The 19,000-nt window shown below is 38.6% G+C and carries 21 protein-coding genes and 2 pseudogenes; 3 read left to right on the forward strand and 20 right to left on the reverse strand.

The window, feature by feature from the left end; translation table 11 throughout:
* Positions 1–226 precede the first annotated feature (226 nt).
* On the reverse strand, positions 227–589 hold the full coding sequence (locus C1T21_RS10065; protein WP_103048127.1) for a YmaF family protein: 363 nt from the start codon (positions 587–589) through the stop codon (positions 227–229).
* 756 nt (positions 590–1,345) lie between these two features.
* The gene (locus tag C1T21_RS10070; protein WP_103048128.1) at positions 1,346–1,525 is read right to left on the reverse strand and encodes a hypothetical protein; all 180 of its coding nucleotides are present in this window, start codon (positions 1,523–1,525) and stop codon (positions 1,346–1,348) included.
* Between the two features lie 144 nt (positions 1,526–1,669).
* Here C1T21_RS10070 and C1T21_RS10075 point away from each other — a divergent pair, with 144 nt between their 5' ends.
* Positions 1,670–2,794, forward strand: a complete 1,125-nt coding sequence (locus C1T21_RS10075) for a zinc ribbon domain-containing protein (protein WP_103048129.1) — start codon at positions 1,670–1,672, stop codon at positions 2,792–2,794.
* 99 nt (positions 2,795–2,893) lie between these two features.
* Here the strand turns inward: C1T21_RS10075 and C1T21_RS10080 are convergent, their stop codons facing one another.
* A complete protein-coding gene (locus tag C1T21_RS10080; RefSeq protein ID WP_103048130.1) occupies positions 2,894–3,229 on the reverse strand; it encodes a YolD-like family protein in 336 nt (111 codons plus the stop codon).
* A gap of 155 nt (positions 3,230–3,384) precedes the next feature.
* On the opposite strand from C1T21_RS10080, the gene C1T21_RS10085 reads away from it, so the two are divergent.
* Positions 3,385–4,341, forward strand: a complete 957-nt coding sequence (locus tag C1T21_RS10085; RefSeq protein WP_180984572.1) for a copper amine oxidase N-terminal domain-containing protein — start codon at positions 3,385–3,387, stop codon at positions 4,339–4,341.
* A 124-nt stretch (positions 4,342–4,465) separates the two neighbouring features.
* Here C1T21_RS10085 and C1T21_RS10090 read toward each other — a convergent pair whose 3' ends face one another.
* The 5 genes and pseudogenes from C1T21_RS10090 to C1T21_RS27305 all read right to left on the reverse strand — a co-directional run bounded on the left by C1T21_RS10090 (position 4,466) and on the right by C1T21_RS27305 (position 6,661).
* A complete protein-coding gene (locus C1T21_RS10090; RefSeq protein WP_103048132.1) occupies positions 4,466–5,515 on the reverse strand; it encodes a fibronectin type III domain-containing protein in 1,050 nt (349 codons plus the stop codon).
* 149 nt (positions 5,516–5,664) lie between these two features.
* Positions 5,665–5,898, reverse strand: a pseudogene (locus tag C1T21_RS27885) (hypothetical protein).
* Positions 5,899–5,999: 101 nt separating this feature from the next.
* Positions 6,000–6,122: a hypothetical protein gene (locus C1T21_RS27890; protein WP_258012429.1), complete on the reverse strand. Its 123-nt coding sequence runs from the start codon at positions 6,120–6,122 to the stop codon at positions 6,000–6,002.
* Positions 6,085–6,498: pseudogene (locus C1T21_RS27895) on the reverse strand (transcriptional regulator); the annotation flags it as partial. The pseudogene C1T21_RS27895 and the gene C1T21_RS27890, both read right to left, overlap by 38 nt.
* Positions 6,488–6,661: a hypothetical protein gene (locus C1T21_RS27305; protein ID WP_180984573.1), complete on the reverse strand. Its 174-nt coding sequence runs from the start codon at positions 6,659–6,661 to the stop codon at positions 6,488–6,490. The gene C1T21_RS27305 and the pseudogene C1T21_RS27895, both read right to left, overlap by 11 nt.
* Positions 6,662–7,007: 346 nt before the next feature.
* Here C1T21_RS27305 and C1T21_RS10105 point away from each other — a divergent pair, with 346 nt between their 5' ends.
* A complete protein-coding gene (locus tag C1T21_RS10105; RefSeq protein ID WP_103048133.1) occupies positions 7,008–7,748 on the forward strand; it encodes a YukJ family protein in 741 nt (246 codons plus the stop codon).
* Between the two features lie 387 nt (positions 7,749–8,135).
* Here the strand turns inward: C1T21_RS10105 and C1T21_RS10110 are convergent, their stop codons facing one another.
* The 12 genes from C1T21_RS10110 to C1T21_RS10165 all read right to left on the reverse strand — a co-directional run bounded on the left by C1T21_RS10110 (position 8,136) and on the right by C1T21_RS10165 (position 18,919).
* Positions 8,136–9,593, reverse strand: a complete 1,458-nt coding sequence (locus C1T21_RS10110; RefSeq protein WP_103048134.1) for a DEAD/DEAH box helicase family protein — start codon at positions 9,591–9,593, stop codon at positions 8,136–8,138.
* Positions 9,529–10,818, reverse strand: coding sequence for a terminase small subunit (locus C1T21_RS28305; protein WP_103048135.1), 1,290 nt, complete (start codon positions 10,816–10,818; stop codon positions 9,529–9,531). The genes C1T21_RS10110 and C1T21_RS28305 overlap by 65 nt, the downstream gene beginning before the upstream one ends.
* 255 nt (positions 10,819–11,073) lie before the next feature.
* Positions 11,074–11,418 carry a hypothetical protein gene (locus tag C1T21_RS10120; protein ID WP_103048136.1) on the reverse strand — a complete coding sequence of 115 codons (345 nt, stop codon included), beginning with the start codon at positions 11,416–11,418 and terminating at the stop codon, positions 11,074–11,076.
* Positions 11,419–11,571: 153 nt separating this feature from the next.
* Complete coding sequence (locus C1T21_RS10125) at positions 11,572–11,982, reverse strand: hypothetical protein (protein ID WP_103048137.1); 411 nt, start codon at positions 11,980–11,982, stop codon at positions 11,572–11,574.
* Positions 11,983–12,207: 225 nt separating this feature from the next.
* The gene (locus C1T21_RS10130; protein WP_258012411.1) at positions 12,208–12,378 is read right to left on the reverse strand and encodes an Acb2/Tad1 domain-containing protein; all 171 of its coding nucleotides are present in this window, start codon (positions 12,376–12,378) and stop codon (positions 12,208–12,210) included.
* Positions 12,375–12,644 (reverse strand): DUF2829 domain-containing protein, encoded by a 270-nt coding sequence (locus C1T21_RS10135; RefSeq protein ID WP_219727869.1) that lies wholly within the window; start codon positions 12,642–12,644, stop codon positions 12,375–12,377. Before C1T21_RS10135 ends, C1T21_RS10130 begins: the two co-directional genes overlap by 4 nt.
* Positions 12,645–12,972: 328 nt before the next feature.
* Positions 12,973–13,227: a hypothetical protein gene (locus C1T21_RS10140; protein ID WP_103048139.1), complete on the reverse strand. Its 255-nt coding sequence runs from the start codon at positions 13,225–13,227 to the stop codon at positions 12,973–12,975.
* A gap of 314 nt (positions 13,228–13,541) precedes the next feature.
* Entirely contained in the window at positions 13,542–13,973 is a 432-nt protein-coding gene (locus C1T21_RS10145) for a universal stress protein (RefSeq protein ID WP_103048140.1), read from the reverse strand.
* A 2-nt stretch (positions 13,974–13,975) separates the two neighbouring features.
* Entirely contained in the window at positions 13,976–15,211 is a 1,236-nt protein-coding gene (locus C1T21_RS10150; RefSeq protein WP_103048141.1) for a CynX/NimT family MFS transporter, read from the reverse strand.
* 191 nt (positions 15,212–15,402) lie between these two features.
* Entirely contained in the window at positions 15,403–15,969 is a 567-nt protein-coding gene (locus C1T21_RS10155; RefSeq protein WP_103048142.1) for a helix-turn-helix domain-containing protein, read from the reverse strand.
* Positions 15,970–16,198: 229 nt separating this feature from the next.
* Positions 16,199–16,840 (reverse strand): hypothetical protein, encoded by a 642-nt coding sequence (locus tag C1T21_RS10160; RefSeq protein WP_103048143.1) that lies wholly within the window; start codon positions 16,838–16,840, stop codon positions 16,199–16,201.
* Between the two features lie 291 nt (positions 16,841–17,131).
* Complete coding sequence (locus tag C1T21_RS10165; protein WP_103048144.1) at positions 17,132–18,919, reverse strand: DUF4365 domain-containing protein; 1,788 nt, start codon at positions 18,917–18,919, stop codon at positions 17,132–17,134.
* Positions 18,920–19,000: the final 81 nt, after the last annotated feature.

The raw sequence follows: 19,000 nt of genomic DNA on the forward strand, positions 1-19,000 counted from the left end.
CGGCTTATCATAAGGCATAAAATCATAGCCGGTCATTAATCAAGAAGTACAGAATCAATGTAAGACTAAAAAGCCCTGCCGACCAATTATGGTTAGCAGAGCTTTTTGATTTATTTCGAGTAATTTACACATCACCGAAAAATCGAAGACGATGCTCTCATTCTTTATGAGCAGCTGTCTATAACAATCATTTGTGTTACCTCAGCTTCGGTCAAACCACCGTTCATTAAATAAGAGGTGCCTGAATCAATGTTGCAAAATTAAACTGGTGTACATGACCATCATTTAATGTAGTTTGGCCCGTAACAAAATGTACGTGTTTTCCATTTCCGACTGGGATAGCTGGTCCTGTTCTAATTTTTTTCAGATTATGAAAGTGGTTCACGAAATCAGTTTTTGTAAGATCGATTTCATGGACATGACTTCTTCCAACTCGAATCGCTTGCCCAGTAACACCTGCAAAGCGGTGGTTATGTCGGTCTGCGCCTTCTTCAGCCAGTTTGGTACTACCTTCAAATTCATGTACATGCCTCTGTGCCTGTTTAGAAGAGAGGGTTTTCTTCTCCACTCCAGTTTTATTCTTCTGCATCTGTTGGTATGCCTCCTTATGTTTATGTCACTCACAACATCCTATTAAGCAAACATACATAAGTGCTAGGCAAGTATCTGCGGTCCTAAGCATAAATTTTTTTATGTAGTAGAAAGAAGGCTTATGGACTTAGGCATCACAGAAAAAATAAAAGAAGACGAACTTAAAAAGTTCGCCTTCTATACGAGCAGGAAATCGGAGTCGGCACAAAATCGGCATAACTCCAATTTAACAGCTTCAGACTACTTCAAAAAACTTGTCACACCAAGGATCACTGCGTTTTAACCGATGGAACCTTCCATTTCGATTTGGATTAGGCGCAAGCGGAGCGGGAAACCGCTCAATTGAGGGATTTATGCATTTATACGCACATCTAAATTAACAATTTTTCTTTAGATTTAAAAGCTTTCGGTATCATGAGTGGTATCACATTTTACCGAAAGCTTAATTTTTTTCTTCTATTATATATGCTGTTTTTTTGACGATTAACATTCACCTTTCTTTTCCCCATCCAGTACCTCCTTTAGAACAACTGTTTGACTTGCGCCCCACCTAGAACCAAAAAAGCTCGTTGGCCTTTAGTTATTTCCACTATGCATTTACGCAAACTGCTTTCCGAATCCACAAGGGCGGTTAAAACAACCTTCTTTCAATATTGATCACCTGACTCTGGGAATAAGCTATTTTCATACTCCAGTAGCCATTCCTTTTTAATTTTCCAGTGTCTTCCCTGTTTATAGGCAAGTATTTGTATCATCATTGGTCTGCAATTTCAAACGATGATTTTTCCAGATGATCTTGCAAGTCTGTTCTTCCGTTAAAATTCTTACATATACGTCTGTCACGCTGTACACTTCCATATTTTTGATAAATATACTCATAACAAGCGGCTCGTAATTTATCAGTAGAATCAGATGTAATAAATTCAATATTCATCTATGCATCACCTCGTTACATATTATTTTTAGACAGGTTATTCGAATTCTTCCCATGTAATTAGACCTAGAAAAATATTCCTATGTTTGATAGACTACTTTTTATGAAGCAACAGAGTTCCAAGAAAGGCAGGAGTAAAAAAGAATGCTCTGTGATAAATGTGGGAAAGAAATACCCAAAGGAAGCGCCTTCTGCAATTATTGCGGAAAGGAAGTAACTATCAATATTTCACCGCAAGAAAAAACATCCGAAATTAGGAATGATGATCCGATTCCTAAAAAGATCAGCTATAGGAAGAAAATTATTATCTCAATTGCTCCATTTCTTATTTTATGTCTTTTTATCGTAGGCTATTTAATTGCAGCTCCCTATATCAGTTATATTCAGGCCAAGTCATTAATGAATAACGGTGAATTTGACAAAGCAACTCAAGCCTTCACCAATTTGGATGGGTACAAAGATTCTGATGAGTTGATTAATGAAACCAATTATCTAAAGGCAAAACACATGCTAAAAACTAGAGAATACGAAAAGGCTATTGAAATGTTTATCAATTTAGTCAACTACAAAGATAGTGTCAAGCTAAAAACAGAATCAACATACTTACTGGCAAAGCAAAATTCCTCCCAGGATAACTACGCTTCGGCAATTGAATTACTTGAACAAATCCAAGAGTATAAAGATTCATCTGATCTGTTGCAGGAAGCAAACTACCAAGAAGGTGTAAAGCAATTCAATGCATACAACTTTCAACAAGCAACAAAGTTATTCACTGCCAGTAGTGACTATCAAGACTCAGAGAAGTATCTGGCTCAAGCTTTCTTATTAGACCATTTTCAAGGTATATGGAGAGATGATGATGGATATAGAAAGCTGACCTTTAAAAATGGAGAAGTAACCCAAGTGTTATTTTCTGGTTTACAAGATGAAAGCACCTACACCTGGTCAACAACCCTCGTAGGGAAAGAAATGCACGACGACAACGGTACAGTATATTATCTTAAGAACGATAAGCTAATCGAAAAGGATAAGGACTCTTACTTTGGTCCCAAATCATATACAAAGATCGGTAATTACGATGATGTTCCACCAGAAAAACTTGCTCCCCAAATCGGTATGACCGAACAGGAAGTAATGGATTCAAAATGGGGACTGCCAACACACGTAAACAAAACCACAACTGCATATGGCATAAGTGAACAATGGGTCTATGATCATTACAAGTACATCTATTTCGAAAATGGAGTCGTAACAGCAATTCAAGATTAATCCACATGCGGAGTCTTCGAGAAAAAACCGAAGGCTCTTTTTATTGCTCCGAAATCCATTGTTCTAAGAAGGCCTGTTATCCTGTTCCTTTTTAGGGGATTATACAATTGCTGATATAATATCCTCTAGCTTAATCCAGCTGAAATCATCTTCCCCACGGAACAGTTTTACTTCCCTACGCGCGGTGTTAATTGACGTAACTACACCACACAGTTCCTCGTCATCAAACGGACTGAACACGAGGAGCGTGACTGTTGTACGCGAGTTGTAGGACTCTATTAGAGCCTGCTCAATCAATTGTACCTCTTGATCATCGAGTTCCGGTTTACCGCGCCGCTGGCGATCCTTCATAAGTTTTAAATAAGCTTCTTTATGTTCCGGTATGATAATGCGCGAGCTTTCCCATAAGCCGTTCTCTTCGAGTTTTTTAGACATGTATGTAGCCTCCTGATGTGTTATGTAGAAATTATATTCCGAACATACGTTCTACACAAGAGATTTTCATACTAGAAAAATATTCCTAGGTCTGATAGACTACTTGTAAAATGAGGATTTTGCAAAGTCCTGAAATATTAAAAGAGGAGATTATTATGAAGCGCCTTCTTACCTTATTGTTAATTTTTGTTGTCTATTTTGGAACGATTCCAACAATTCATGCGAATCCGTCGAATTATCGTATTTTTTTGGATGGAAAAATTGTGACACTTCAATTTGCCCCTCGCATTGAAAGTAACACCCTTATGGTTCCAGTTGTCCCGTTGTTAAAAAAATTAGGCTATACAGCTGCTGTAGATCCCGATATTCCTGATCGTGTAAAAATAACAAATTCGAATAATTCGATTACCTTTGTGATTGGTGCTAAAAATATTTATATCAACGGAAAAGAAATTCGTATGCCTATTAGCTCTAAATCATACAATGGAGTAACTTACCTTCCTCTGCGTGCAATTTCGCAAGCACTCGGGAAACCGTTTGGCAGTAACTCTACAGAACAGTACGCCTGGATTGGAGTTACACCGAGTAAAAACCAAAATATTCCAACAGAATTGCAAGGGAAAGATTTTAGAAATGCTATATGGGGTATGACAGTTCAGCAAATTAAAAGGTCTGAGACACTGCCTCTCATCAATGCTGTCACTGAATTAGATGATTACGGCGCGAGTAATATGTACTATACTTATTTGGACTACAGAGGTGAATACAACGGGTACAAAGCAGTTTACACTTATATCCTAACTGGGAAAGATAAGAACAACACTAAACTGTATGACGGCCAGATTTTATTTCCTGAAAAATTTAGTAACATGCAAAACTATATAGATCGATTCTTTAAAATTAGTTCTAAAATGCAATTGGTATACGGTGCACCAGTTCAAACGGAGCGACCACAAGGAAGAAATCAGAGTAAATGGGCGGAAGACCTGTCTTTAGGTAATCTCTCTTTAACCGATTACTACAATGTCGGTCGAAATTCTTATTATATCCGATTGTACAAAAGTATGCATTCTGAATATCCTCAATTGGATATTTTGGTGTCTCAAAGATAATATTAGACTTTTTTTTGAGAATCAGCACGCCAGTGTAATTGATTTTATCAAATACTTCGAAGATCTATAGAACTGACTAGACAAAAAGCTCTGCCGCCCCATTAAGGTCAGCAGAGCTTTTTATTTATTTAGAGTATTCACTTACTTCAAATGTGAGGATACGATCATACAGCATGTAGTCCTTCCGGCTACTGAACGGGCCTTTATTGTTGTCATGTTTATTGATTGCATAGGATGCTGATCCAGAACCAGCCTGCTTACTTTCGTACCATGAGATAAAGTCATTGACCTCTTTCATGCTCAGGTCAAACTCTTTTTCCAAGCCGGTTGTCATGGTGACCACCAGAATTGCACGGTTGCCTGAAGGTTGTTCAGGATCAGGTTGTTCGCCTCCACCTCCTAGTGGTGTCGCTGATGCTTCATTGGAGTATTCAGAATCAACACCATTCACCTTAGCACTAACAAAAAAATAATATTTTGTTCCATTCGTCAGGCCAGGAATGACGAAGTTTCCATATGCGTCTTTTGTAGCTGTTACTGTTTCAGTGTATTTGCCGGATTCTGTTCCGTATTTGATCGTATAGCTTTCTGCATTTTCAATTCGATCCCATTTTAAAGTAACCTGACTGTCTCCAGCTGTTGCTTTAAGATTAGTGGCAGTATTAACATCTAATAATTTTCCATTTTTATCAATATCAACTGCATCCAAGTCATAGTAACCCGCGGAAATCTGTGGAACAGTAATTGTTACATTATGCCTTCCTTCTGGTAGTCCTGTTTTTTCAAATGATAGATTTTGTCTTAAAAGTGGTCCATTTTGAGAAAAAACTTCATTAATATTATCTATTGTAATCTGTACATTATTTGGTCTATCTGGAGATCTTGTACCAATCAGTCTCAGTTTTGTTCCATAGAATGAGAACTTAATCTGCGCTCCCGATTGGCTCGTATATTTTGAAGTGCTGTTGTATTCCTCCGAGAAATAATCATTTGCCCACGATCCGAGGTACTTAATATTCTTATCCCCATCATCATAACGTTCCCATTCTGCCTCTGGTTCAGAAAGCTTCTGCCCTACTGTAGCAGCATAGGAACTTGAGTTTAAAAACGTGAACATTACAAAAAAAAGAACTCCAAACAAAATACCAAATTTCTTAGTAAAACCGATTTTCACAAATATTCCTCCTAGTAATCTAATGAACAGATACTAAGGTAATATATTCCTCAAAACATGTCTAAACATAAACTTGCTGATCTATAAATATAATCTAAATATTTGCATATTTATTTTTTAATGGGTATGAAAAAAAGGGCTCATACTGGTCAAATACCAGTCGAGCCCTTCTTGACATCTACTCTAAATTCAAACTGATTCCTCATGAAATAGCTTCCGTTTATCTTAATTGACTCCGGTGTAATCTTCTCCACTACTCCACCGTAATCCACAATATCTATCAAATCTTTACCCAACGGCTATACCACATATACTCTTACCTGGCTTAATGCTGCTGCAAATAGTTCTATATCCGACTTTAACACTTTATATGTATGGTTCATGCTGATCACCTCGATAATTCATTCGGTGAATGGTGTCGTAATTCCTACAATAAAAAATCCCCGCCGACCAGTTAAGGTTAGCGGGGATTTTTTATTTAAGCTTAAGAACCTCCAACGGTATCGTGAAGCTGAATACTAGGGTGCTGGTCATAAGCACGATTAGGCTCATTCACGATAAACAGAAAGCTAGCTGCGACGATCAGAAGAACCATTTTTCTCAACATTGTCTAACCACACCTTTTCAATAAGATTTAGAAACTTTTCCTTGAACTCAGAAACTGCATGTGTTCTAAACTTCACGAAAAGCCCCATGCAGTTTATAAAATAAGTTTCATTATTTATTATATGTGACTTTACCATTGCATACATCAAATGTTTAAAGCCAACACCGTATGAACCTCTATACAAATAGTAATAAGCTAACTCGTATCCAAATCGTGCGAACTGTTCTGGTATAACTTGTCTAGTATACATATCAGTAGATGGGTTTCCCTGTTGCACAAAAGAGTCAATAATCGTTTCAAACCGTTTAAGTACGTGATCCACATCTATTTGATATCGGTTAGCCGCAATCATTACGTTCAATAGCTTAGTAACCATTAACACAATAACACCAACAACTCCAAGTAATCCAACGACCAACGAATGCTTGCCAAGAGCCTGTTAACGAATATGTCCCTGCAATACCTCCCAGCATCGCCATACCAGCCAACCCTTGGAATAGTTCTTCTTCCTGCTTCGCCTTGCTTTTTCTTCTTGCCATTACTCTTCCCCCAAGCGTGTATATTGTCCTAAACACATTTCGACACTTGGGACTAATTTCCTGCAATGAATAGAAAAAGCAAGAAGAAAAACGCCTAGTCATGTGCAGCCGTGCATTTCATTCGCGCCTTTTTCTATGCTCCTAATGTATCACTGAAAAATGGTCATGTGGGGTTCAACATTGTCTCGAGATGAGGTCAGGTTGGGTTCAATAGTTACCGTTAGTTCTAACCCTATGCTGTAAAAGCCGAAACCAGTATTAACTAAGATTAAAAATTCCCAGAATTACAAAAGCTTCTTTAGGAACACTAATATCGATTCATAAATTAAAAGGAGGAAAATTAACTATGCCATTGGATCATGGTTATGGAATATTGAAATGTAAGTTAGCTAACGAGAGAAATGTGTATATGCTTGGTGCGCGCAACAATCATGTTGAGGTATTAGTTGAAGATGATTCTAATGTAAAGTACCGATTGGCAATAAATATCAAATCGAATCAAAGACCAAATGAGGTACTTTATTATGTCGGGGAAGATTTTAAATCTGAAGAAATAACAGAATTACCTAAACTTGAATTTGGATTTACTAGCATAACCAATGAAAATCGAAACATTGCCCTTGACTATAGACGAGGAAATTTAGTAATTCCGAAAAAAATGATACCTCTGCCTAACACTGATCCCGGAAATTCCGATGACAATGATCCGGACAATGACCTTTACGACAAAGTAACTTCTTATATTTCCGAAGCTAAGGAAAAAGAAGCTACCTTTTATGTTTTTGGTGAACCGTGGGGTCCAGAAGAAAACAGAGATAGATATTTTGGCTTCATACCTGGACGTGGGGTTCATAATATTCATATGAATCAAGGTAATGCAGGTAATCATGCTAGTGAAAACGGCTCTTGGCAAGATGGTGGAGTTTTAATTCATTTCGAAAATGAAAACAGATGGGTGGCTATTTTCTTAGCATTCCAATCCCAATCTTGGTGTACTAACGAAACTGGACATGCAGTAAAACCTGTTAGTGAATGTGATCATAATAGTTGTGAGGCGAATAAAGAAACGGCAGAAGTGCCGTGCTAAAATCGAATTAAGAATTAGTTAAAACAATAGCGGCAACCTAAGAAAACGAAATTCTTAGGTTGCCGCTTTGTATAATCTTAGAATTCTGAGTCGTCTTGCTCGAAAAAAACCGATAAGCTTCAAGGTATTGGCGACACTCTCCATACCCTCATCGATCTTGCGTTTGATGGCTGTCGCTGAGGATCGCCGGAAGAATAAGATCGTTTCTTTACGTGAATACCCTTGAATACTCAACCGCCTTACGGGCCTCTTCGTCTTTAATTAGCCGTTGAGCCCATACAAACTGGAGTTCAGAATCGTGGCGTTAGCGGTTTTGTCCGCATGCAGATCTGTCTGATCGATGCGGTGAGCTGCTTCACCATCCCCCTAAAAATAGGAAGTTTAATGTTATCTTTTTATTGACACACCGCCTATTGTTGGAAGCATTATAGATTGAGGTGCTCCCAGCAAATATTCACCAAAGGTGAGAACATATGCGTCAGCTCTATCCGGTGACTTGAGACCACGTTTTTTCATGTCCTTCTTGCTTTCAAGAAGTATTTTCCCCTTACTGGTCATTGACCATTTTCTTGTGGTCAATTGAGAAGTCAACACGTCATCATCGGGCAATTGTAAGACCGCAGAATCGTTGTTCATATAATTGCTCATGTTCTGTTCTAGCAGACCCTTGATATACGCCCACATTTCAGCGCCTAGATTTCCATAATGTTCATCCAAAGATGATGATCCATTGTTGATTGGAATAACTTCATAGGGAAGTCCTTCTTCTGCTATAACTTCATTCAACCGATCCGTGACACCACCACCTACACCGGTATCATCTATTCTGATTCTCACATGAACTACTTCTGGATATTGTGGAAGTAACTCTTTTATCAGGTTCAATACCCAACCAGCAGTAACCATCGTATCTTTCTTGAAATGATGATGCTGCCCTACTGTTACGGGACCAATGCCAGCGTAAATAGATGTCTCATCATCACCAAAACGAGCAACGTCACAGCCGATGGTCAAGATATCGCCGGTTGGTTCCAAAATCACATCTTTAGCTGCAAATTCAGCCACTTCCAAAGAAATAAATGTATCCGATTCTCCACGGGGAAATTCACCTTCTACCCGAACTCTCCATACATCACTGCCTTCGCCATACTTCCGCTTGAGCATAGCGATATTATCCTTGCTGGTTCTTGGACTGTCCAAGCAGGACACCTTGCGAGTTTTATAGTCCGCTCTGTCCTTATTGTGTGAATCATAAAAAACACCCGACGTTTTTGTCGGGTTACCGCACATCAATATTTTATTGAACTCACCAGACAACGTACCTAAAATGGCCTCCATGATTGGATCGGCAACGCCTGAAGCTTCATCCACAATGAAAAGCATATAGTCTTCATGGAAGCCCTGCATATTCTCGGGCTTGGTAGCTGTACGAGCTGTAGCGAACCAGCGTTCCTCATAATTCTTCATGTATATTTTGGTCTTAGTCCACTTAAGGATTCGTTTCAATACCGGACTTTTAGATTGCCATTTATTAATCTCAGCCCATAACACGTCATGTAGCTGCTGTGTTGTAGGAGCTGTACAAATCACTTTTGGATAAGGGAAGCAGGACAGAAACCAAAGGGCTGTTGCAGCTTCCAGTCCGGTTTTCCCTACACCCTGACCTGAACGGTCTGAAACACGAGGATTATTAGCTAAATCCATTAGAGTACTTGCCTGCCAATCATCAGGATAGAACTTAAGCATCTCTTGGCAAAACAATATTGGATTCTTACGATACTCAGGAATCCGTATCTTGAATGCTTGAAGCCTCCGTTTCGTCTCCGGCGAGTCCTTCTGCTTCATTACCTACCACCGCCTCTACCCAGTCGTCAATTAGATCGTCTTCTGTATTGCCTTCTCCCGTGACCTTTGCTCTTTCAAGTTCAAGTTTCTCACGCTGCATCTTAAGTTTTTCGTCTTCAACCATTCGTTTATGCTTATCTGGCAACAAATCCATATATTTAGTCAGCACGTCCAATGCCTTGGTTTTGTCGTGTAGCTTTACACTCACTCCGTCCTTACCCTGCTTGACTTCTGAAACCAGAGTTCCATCAATTTCATCGCTGTTTTTAAAAGAGACATAATTATATCTGTACTTCTTCGTTTCTCCAGTCTCCGAATCAAAGACCGGTTCTCCTTCTAATCCAAGAACGTCTTCTTCCTTTTGACCAAATTCCACGTAATCTGTAATGTCTGCAAAAGCTATCTTCATGTACTCCATCAGTATGCGCTGAGCATTCAATCCTACCTCATCAATCATAGATTCCTTGTGCTGCCGAATAATGTTTTGAATTTCAACTTTCTTCAACAGAGCGAATCCAATCTGATAGGCAGTTTTCTTACTGTATCCCGCCGCAATCGCTGACCTGGTAGCGTTGAAGTCTCGAAGGTATTCATAAGTGAATATCCTTTGTTTAGGCGTTAATCCATCTTCATCAGGAATTTCAGGTTCCGGTTCTTCACCAACCATTGGAACGCTCTGTACTTTTTTGGAACGTTCCATATTTCCGGAGCGTTCCAATACCTTTTTCGGAGCGTTCCGTATTTCTGGAGTAGTAACTTTTAGTTCTTTAGAGAGCGCATCAACTGTAAGTGGGGTAGCATATACTTCTCTCGGTTTATCACCTTTATATGTACCGACGAGTTTGCGCCGCTCCATTTCATCAATCAGTCTGGCTGCTCTGGTATAACCTATCCTCATTCTTCTCTGCAATAAAGAAACCGAGGCTTGTTTGGCCTCGGCTACAATTTGGACAGCTTTTAGAAAAAGCTCATCCGAATATGATGTTGGTTCTTCATCTTCATTTGGAGGTTCCTTTTTTTGATCAGTTTCATTCCCATCGGAACGTTCCGTATGTTTTGCTTCTCCAGCAATCAAACTCTCCCACTTATCTTTAGCCTTCCATCCTCTTACCGTACCTTCAGATACACTAAGTTGGGAGGCTATATCTGTGAGACGTATTTTGCCGGAACTAGCTTTGTATAAATCAAATGCTTCGTCCCGTTTCGGATCTCTCTTTCGTCCCATATCTTATTATTCACCCCTTTTGATAATGTATCTAAAGCTAAGGAAAAGTTTCCTGAACAAATAAAAAGCCGCCTTCTGGCGACCTAATGATACAGGAGGTATCTATTATTTTGTCAAGTGATATCATATTTGCTTTCATCGAGATGGAATAGGTTTTAGCCATTCCCCATTCGCATTAATGAATGCATCTTTGTAGCGGCCTGATTCTAACTGCCTTATTATATCCTCTTCTTTGGCTACCAAAATTTTAGCAAGCTAAGTAACAGTATAGTATTCTCTGTTTTGGTAGTCTAACTGTATAGGAACCGCCATGTCGTACAGTACGTCCAGAAATTCAGCAAATGTCAACTTGCCCATGTTACTTATCCCCGAATAATAAGACGGTTTATAGTTAGCAAATTCTCGAAATGATTTTCCTTTAAACTCTTTCGTCAGGGCGTTACTAAGACGTACGCTCATGAGATTATCGAAACGCGTCTCGAAGTTCATTTCTTCCATTTTAGCGTATTTTGCTTTGAATGCGATTATTTTTATAAGAGGCAAGTCTTTGCGATTCCCTTCTTTCAAACGCATTCTAAATTGTTCACGATCCATTATCATCGGATGCACCATCCTCTAAGGTGTGTTTATCCGACATTTTACAGCACGTTTCTTACAATCGTAAACATCTATTAAGACACAACGGAATTGAACCGCCTATTGTTTCAAAATAAAAAAGCACCCATATGGATGCTTTTAAGTATTTTAAACCTATTATAGATCTCTTGTTGTAACTACTGTTACTGTATCTCGGTAAGTTAGGCTTCCACTCTTTAGTACAATAACCCCGTTATGGGTTCCGGATTTAGTAAAATATAAATCAAACTTCATTGGATTACCTTGCCCGCTTGAAGAAGCTGTTTTAGTAGTCCCATCAGGGAATGTAATAGTACCATTAAAATAACCAGTTCCACCATAAGGTTTTATTGTTACGGTAGCAGACCCTCCCGATACCTTAACAGATTCAACTGAAAAGCTTAGCTCATCATATGCTTGTGGAGTGATTACCGATTTTGCTGATGCAGGTGTAGTCTTCAATTCTGCCGGACTCGGTGATGCAAGGGCGCTAGAAGATCCCATTACCATAAGTACTGTCGTCAACAATCCAATTGTTAGCTTTTTCATTTGAATTACCTCCTATATTTGGTATATGTTTAGTATATATCCTGTTGCAACAAAATTTTAAGTTATATTTAATATAAAAATATAGTATATATAGTAAATTTATTCGGCTTCTATTTTAAGACACATAGCGGAATCGAACCGCTATAACCCTATATGTGTCGTATATCCCGGGGTTAACCGGGAAAAGATGCTAGTTACGCGCTATTCCCGCATTAGCCCACATCATTACTTCTTCAAGCTTGGTCTCATAGCGAGAGACTTCTCCCGGCTGTTTGGCAGCAGACTGTCAAGCGTATAAGCTAGTTCTTTACATGCGCTGCGTACTTTGTCATGCTGTGTCCCCTTGGCTTCGTTGGCCTTGTGATACTTGAAATTGTTCTCGATCTGCTGATTCATTCGACAACCTCCCAATCTTCAGCCAATATGTCAGTTTGCGATGCCAGCCAAGGAACGAATTTGCCATCTGCAGTTTTCATGCCAATCCATGGCAAGAGTCCTTCTGGGATATTTTCATCGGTCGCTTGACCGTCTCCAAATGGAGCTTCAAAGACAATGTAGTTATCAGCTTTAACCAGTCCGAGCCACATTCCCTTTCCGTTCCAGCCTGCACGGGCTACCTTCTTACCGTTCTTCAAAGCCTCAATTGCTTGCCCAAAATTCAACATTTATATTCGTCTCCTTTGAACGCAAAAAAGCGGCGGTTTCCCGTCGCTCTCTTACTCATATTCGTTGCGCCCTAACCCTCCGTCATGCGCTTGCCACTGCCGCTCCCTTATACTTGCGGTATGGTTCCCAACGGGAATTATTTCACAGCGATTACCGTCAATCGCTATAGTCCGCATTACGTGCGGAACAATCTGCCGCCCTTATTGATGGGGTATTATGACCCTCTTTACGGCTGTCTCGAATTAGTTGTAGTTAGTTTCGATGTGGGCGAGGCATGTATCACGGCCTTGCGTATATTCCGCCACCACATTTAAATCTTAATGATTACAGAAGTTGACCAGCTAGTGCTTTAAGGCCACTTGGTACAGCAATTTGTTTGCCATTATCTTCATTTCCGTTTACATAAGCTGTGTCTTTGTCTGCATAATAGATTACACCTTCGCCGCCGATAACCGGAAAACCGCTTTCGTCGTAATCCAGATTTGTACCCACATACTTGCCATGCTTAACTGCTTCATCTTCCAATGGATGGAGATGGAGAATTTTTTCCTTATCCAAGTAAGCGTAACTATGTGCCATGTTTATTGCCTCCTAGAATAGATTTAATTTGTTCCTGAATAAAGTGTAAATCCTTTCTATTCCGCACCTACTACGGATTTACATAGTTCCTACTGTCTGCAGAAGCCAAAGTATTAGACTGAGTGTCTTTATTCCATACGACCCTTCGAATTGTCATACCGCTAGACTCCATAAAATAAGTTTTAGACTGACCTTAGAAATTAGAACAGCGACAACCAAGGACGAGAAAATAAAGTCCTAGACTGTCGCTGTTTTATTGAACTAAAGTTCTCCGTTAGTATAACAATGCATCATCTCTATGGTTCCCGAAGGAGTTAATGCACAATGAGGACTGGGCAACTTGATAGCTGTGAAACCTTGTGGCTGACACTTCCAAGCATCATTTCTTTTATGCCACTTAGCCCACGGCTTCCAATAATAATGAGTTGCTGCTCGGAATCTCTTGCATAATTTAATATTTCATGTGCAGGATCTCCCTTAAGATGAAGTGTTTCCGGGTTAATCCCCGCAGATACTAATTTGGATTTGGCTTGTTGCAACTGTTCCAAACTCGCTTTCTCCATTTCGTTCAATATTTCTTCCAAGAAATGCCCTGGTAAATAAGTCATGCCATTCGATACATATTCCTGGCTGACATTAACCAAGGTAACTTGAGTTTGTTTGTTTCGAGCTATTTCAACGGTTGCATCGAGGAGTTTGTTCGTTATCTCAGATCTATCAATGGCCACCATAATTTTGTCAAACATATTTATCGTCCTTTCCGTGGCAGTTCGTAACTATTTCGGCTACCTACAAAACGGTTTCTTGCTGCTCCTATACCGACTAAAAAGAGTAAGACCGATGCGCCAAGCAGAATGAAAAGTGGCAGGTTCCAACTATTTGTCGCATCATGCAGATATCCTATAAGGGCAGGACCGATTGCGGCAAGAAGATATCCGATCGATTGCGTCATGCCAGACAGTTCCGCTGCTTGATGCGCATTTTCAGTACGTAACCCGAAAAACATCATGGCCAAACTAAAGGCGAAGCCTCCACCAATTCCGAGTATTATGATCCACAACAGAATGACATTGGAGCTTCCGTAAAGAAGTCCGAGCGTCCCCGTCAAAAGCAAAATGGTTGTGATGACCACTAACAAACGTTGGCTAGACATACGCCCAGCAATAACGGGGACAATAAAGGTAAATGGAAGCATAGCTAACTGCATGATCGAGAGGTACCATCCAGATTGGTTGGAGTCAATTCCTTGCTGCTTTAAAATTTCAGGCAACCATGCGATCAACACATAGAAAACCATGGACTGTATACCCATAAACATGGTTACTTGCCAGGCAAGCGGGGATCGCCAAACATTCACATCGTTGCTGGCCATCTGTTGACTCGTCGTGGCTGTTTGTTTCGTTTGATTTCTTAATTGGGGTAACCAACAGAGGATCGATATAAAGCTTAGTATCCCCCATATCCCCATTGCTCCCTGCCATTTTAGCCCCGCGTTCATGGCTAGCGGTACACTGATTCCCGATGCGATTGCTCCACATAAATTCATTGAAATGGAGTAAACTCCTGTCATGGAGCCAATTTTATTTGGGAAATCCCGTTTAATTATACTGGGCAATAATACATTACAAACGGCAATTGCGAATCCAAGAACTGCTGTCCCAATAAACAGATTAACTGCGCCAGATAAAGATCGTATTACAATACCAACAGTCAGAAAGATTAGGGCAATCAAAATGATACGCTCAACCCCATACCTTCGTCCTAATTTTGGTACTAGAGGCGATAATAAAGCAAAGGCAAGCAAGGGTACCGTTGTGATCAGGCCTGCTAATGTATTTGAAATATGAACGTCATCCCTTATAAGGCTCACTAAAGGACCAACTGAGGTTAAGGGAGTACGTAAATTAGCTGCAATAACAATAATGCCGAGAATGATCAGCCCTATAGAAGATGACACGAATTTTTTATTTTGTTTTTTCGGCATTCTTTTTTTCTCCTTCCTGAATTCATACGTATTATTTGTATTCGCGCGAACAACAAAAGTATATTATAATATATTATTATTAACAATAAATATTTTATAATATACCAAATCTCATCTAAACAACAAAAATACAACTCTGAATTCACGCCATGAATTCGGAGTTGTATTTAATAAGTAGAAATTATCGACTTTTAGAAACCATATTTTAAGGATATATGGAGCACTGTTTCGCTTTCCGTATGGTTGGTATAAGAGTGAGGACTATCTGCACGAAAACTGATCGTATCATATTGATTCAATGTGTAAATCTCTCCATTGACTTGAATTTCAATGGAGCCAGTCATTACTGTCGCAATTTCAGTTGTATTCACATGATGACCTTCGGGGTGATACGAGCTATTCGGCTGTAAGTAAGCCCGACACATTTCAATATCGTTGCTTGCGTTTTTAAAAACTGGTTCAATGATCCAATTTTTTTGATCATTAGAAAACCGCAGTCCCTCGCCTGCTCGATACAAATTAACAGGGTCTTCTGATTTGAACAAAGCAAATAGCGGTAAAGATATGCCTTTTGAAATTTTCCATATAATCGCCAAAGTTGGATTTGTTTCGCCACGTTCGATATTCCCCAGAGTAAGTTTGCTTACGCCCGTTAATTCCGCTAAGTCGTCTAAGCTCATATTTTTTTCTTTTCTGTACTTTTTCAAGGCACCGCCCATTTGTAATACAATTTGTTTTGATTCATTGACTTCATCCATTAATATTCACCTCAACAATAAACTGTTATAGCTAGTATATTGTTTATCTAGATTCTTTTCCATACAATTAGTATTGGATGGTGGACTACACTCCTATGCAAAATTCTGACGTCTATGTAACTAATCTGCCAGTTAGCTTAATGAAGCATCGTCAGACTATTACTTTATTTTTCAGTCTAGAACTTTAGACACCTACAATAAAGACCGCAAAGGCTTAAGCCCTTACGGTCTAATTTACTTCTGGCATCCTGAGTCCAATTTCACCTTCCTTGTTTCGTCCCCGTCCATAGTCGATGGTGACAAAATCCAATGTTCGGTTAACTTTAAGACTTTTTGCTATGCTTTCTATGGCCTTACGTCTTTTGTCTGCAAACGTAGTCGCTGAGATGCCTGGTATATCCTTACGATAACCCTTTTCTAAATATTGTTGTGCTTTGAGGTACTTCATTCCATCCAGAAACAGCAGCTTTGCAATCAACCCTTCATGGTTATCGCGTATATTATTTATTGTAAATTTAATGTTATTCGTAAGGAATTGATAGAATTTATAATTCACATGGCGCTGGTCTTTGAGTAGCACGGCATTTGCTGTCACATCTGCTGTCAATTCTTGTCCCGAAACTCGCTTGGCAACCATTCCTTCCGCCGAAAGCAAATCATACGCAGCCATACCGTTTTCCAACTGTTGAAGTGAGTATTCATAGTTTTTGATTACATCTATTAAATCAGTGTATTTATTTAGCAGCCACTTTGTTTTTCTTATATCTACTGCATCTATATCATCAAAAAAGTTTACTTGGACTATTTTTTGTGTATCAGAAGGATCTTCATTAGACTGAGCGCTTAATTCTACAGACTGAGTTAGTTCCATAAACATGTATCCTTTCGAAGGAAAATTAATTTTTTATATTTTCCCTAAAATAAGTATAGCTATCTAAGAGAGATTGAATCTGCAACCAAAAATCTCTTAGAACAAAAAACAAGAATTATTTTTCAAAAAAAGATAAGTAAAAATATATGCAAGAGCTTGGGTGTTCTCCCTATTTCTCTATTGTAATTCAAATCATAGTCATTGTGCCGATGTACACTCTAACCTAACTCAGACGTAGCAAAAATGATTGAAGAATGAACACAAACCTCGATAATAACAGGGCCATTCAATTTATAATTCAAGATATAATTTGTAGATGGGGAGATCTTTGTAAAACTCCTGTGTTTCAAATTTAAATTGTTTAAACCCGATGTTTGCTTCAATTTTATTTTCTAATAAAACGTTAATGCAAAATAGGAGATCTTTGTCACTATGAGATATTGCCTCATGTTTTAAATCAATCAACTTTTCAATCATAGTTTCGTCTAATGTTCCATTTAACCGTTTATGAATCTGGAGCCGATTTATGAATATTATCTGATCTGAACAACAATCTCCCGCATCAAAGTCTGTTGGGTATTTATCATAAACATAGTTGGCTAAATCTAGTAATTGTGAATTATTTCCTAGATCATAAGCTTGTATGCATTTTAAACAAAATTGATTCGTCCAATTGAAAGTTTCCATGTTAATAAATGGATCAAACTTATCAAAAGTTCTCCTAATAATAGGATAGTCAAAATTTATAGATTTCCCCAAAGCCTCTTCACTAAGTATAGTGTAGATGCTATGAGGAAAACCTTCTCCTTCTTGATTTATATTGATAACACAGTCTATCTTCAGAATATCCTCGGAGTAACCATTAATTAACAGCCTATCACCCTTTGGATTGTAGAGTACAACAACAGACTTATCTCCCAATTTAATATTGAGTAATGATGTATTTTCAGGCTTCTCTATTGTTATCCCATTCAATGAATTTTGGCTCACAGTCTTTGTAATTGCTAGTAATTGTGGATAAACATCTTTAATATCGGAACCACCAAAAAATGTATTTTCAGGGATGCCTAAATGTTTAAATGCAGTAGTCATATCAAGTAGATTCTGTTGGTATACCTGTATCTCTTGAAGATTGCCTGATATCTTCTGTGTATTTAGTTTGAGAACAAACCCGGAATCCTCAAACTCTACAGGATGACCAGCCAATAAATCAATTACTAAGGGTATAACTTTCAATTGCGTTGAAAGAGACCGGAATCCCATAAAATGGAGATTATATTTTTGTTCCTTTTCATAAATATTAATGGTGATTACTTCTTCAATAACAACAGTTGTTTTATTCTGTTCAAAAGATAATTTCGATGTTAAAGAATACAAATCCCCATTAATACTTAATCTTGTCAAACTAGATGTAGCCATGGATTCAATTCTTCCAACTTTATAGGGAAAATGAGTTTCATTTATAACACCATATACATTAAAATCGTGTTCGAAGATCGAACTTGTTTTTGGGTTCGATGTATCAAACGTCATACTAGATAATCTGTATTCTTGGAATGCTTCTGGGGAGAAAATTTGTTTCTCGACAAGCATTCTCGGTTGATGTTTCTGTTCCCTCAAAAATTTATAGCAGACTGTATAGAGATTGGTTTCTTCTAGTGGCCGCAGTTCAACTGACTTGGTCTTTTGGTGACCATAGATACGAACAAGTTGATTGAGTTCCATTCCTAATAGTGACTTATAAAATATTTTGCTATCTCCAGCAGACTTTACTTCCACAACTAGCAATAGTACCCCATCACTGTTCAAGTAATTTCTATAGTGGCCCATATCCAACGAAAACGATCTTACTCCTTTGTGAAAATGAACTACTTCTGTCCCTTTAACTTGTACTGGAACAATTCCAAACAATGATTCTTTTTTCTCTGAACTGTCAGTAAAAACAGAAATGCTGCCGTCAAAGGATATTCCCTTGTCGCCAACAGGAATATTGGGAACTAAAAAACACCCTGGTTGATTTGCGACATTCGTGATGGCTCCTACTGCTAAGCGTTCAATTTGTCCATTTGACAATGTCATAGTTCATCTTCCTTTTGTGAAATAAAGACAAGTTAACACTCTTTATTATAGAAGTGTACATTATATTTAGCCAAGCAAACA

Source organism: Paenibacillus sp. F4, from assembly GCF_002894905.1.
In the GTDB taxonomy this organism is placed as follows: Bacteria; Bacillota; Bacilli; order Paenibacillales; family Paenibacillaceae; genus Paenibacillus; species Paenibacillus polymyxa_B.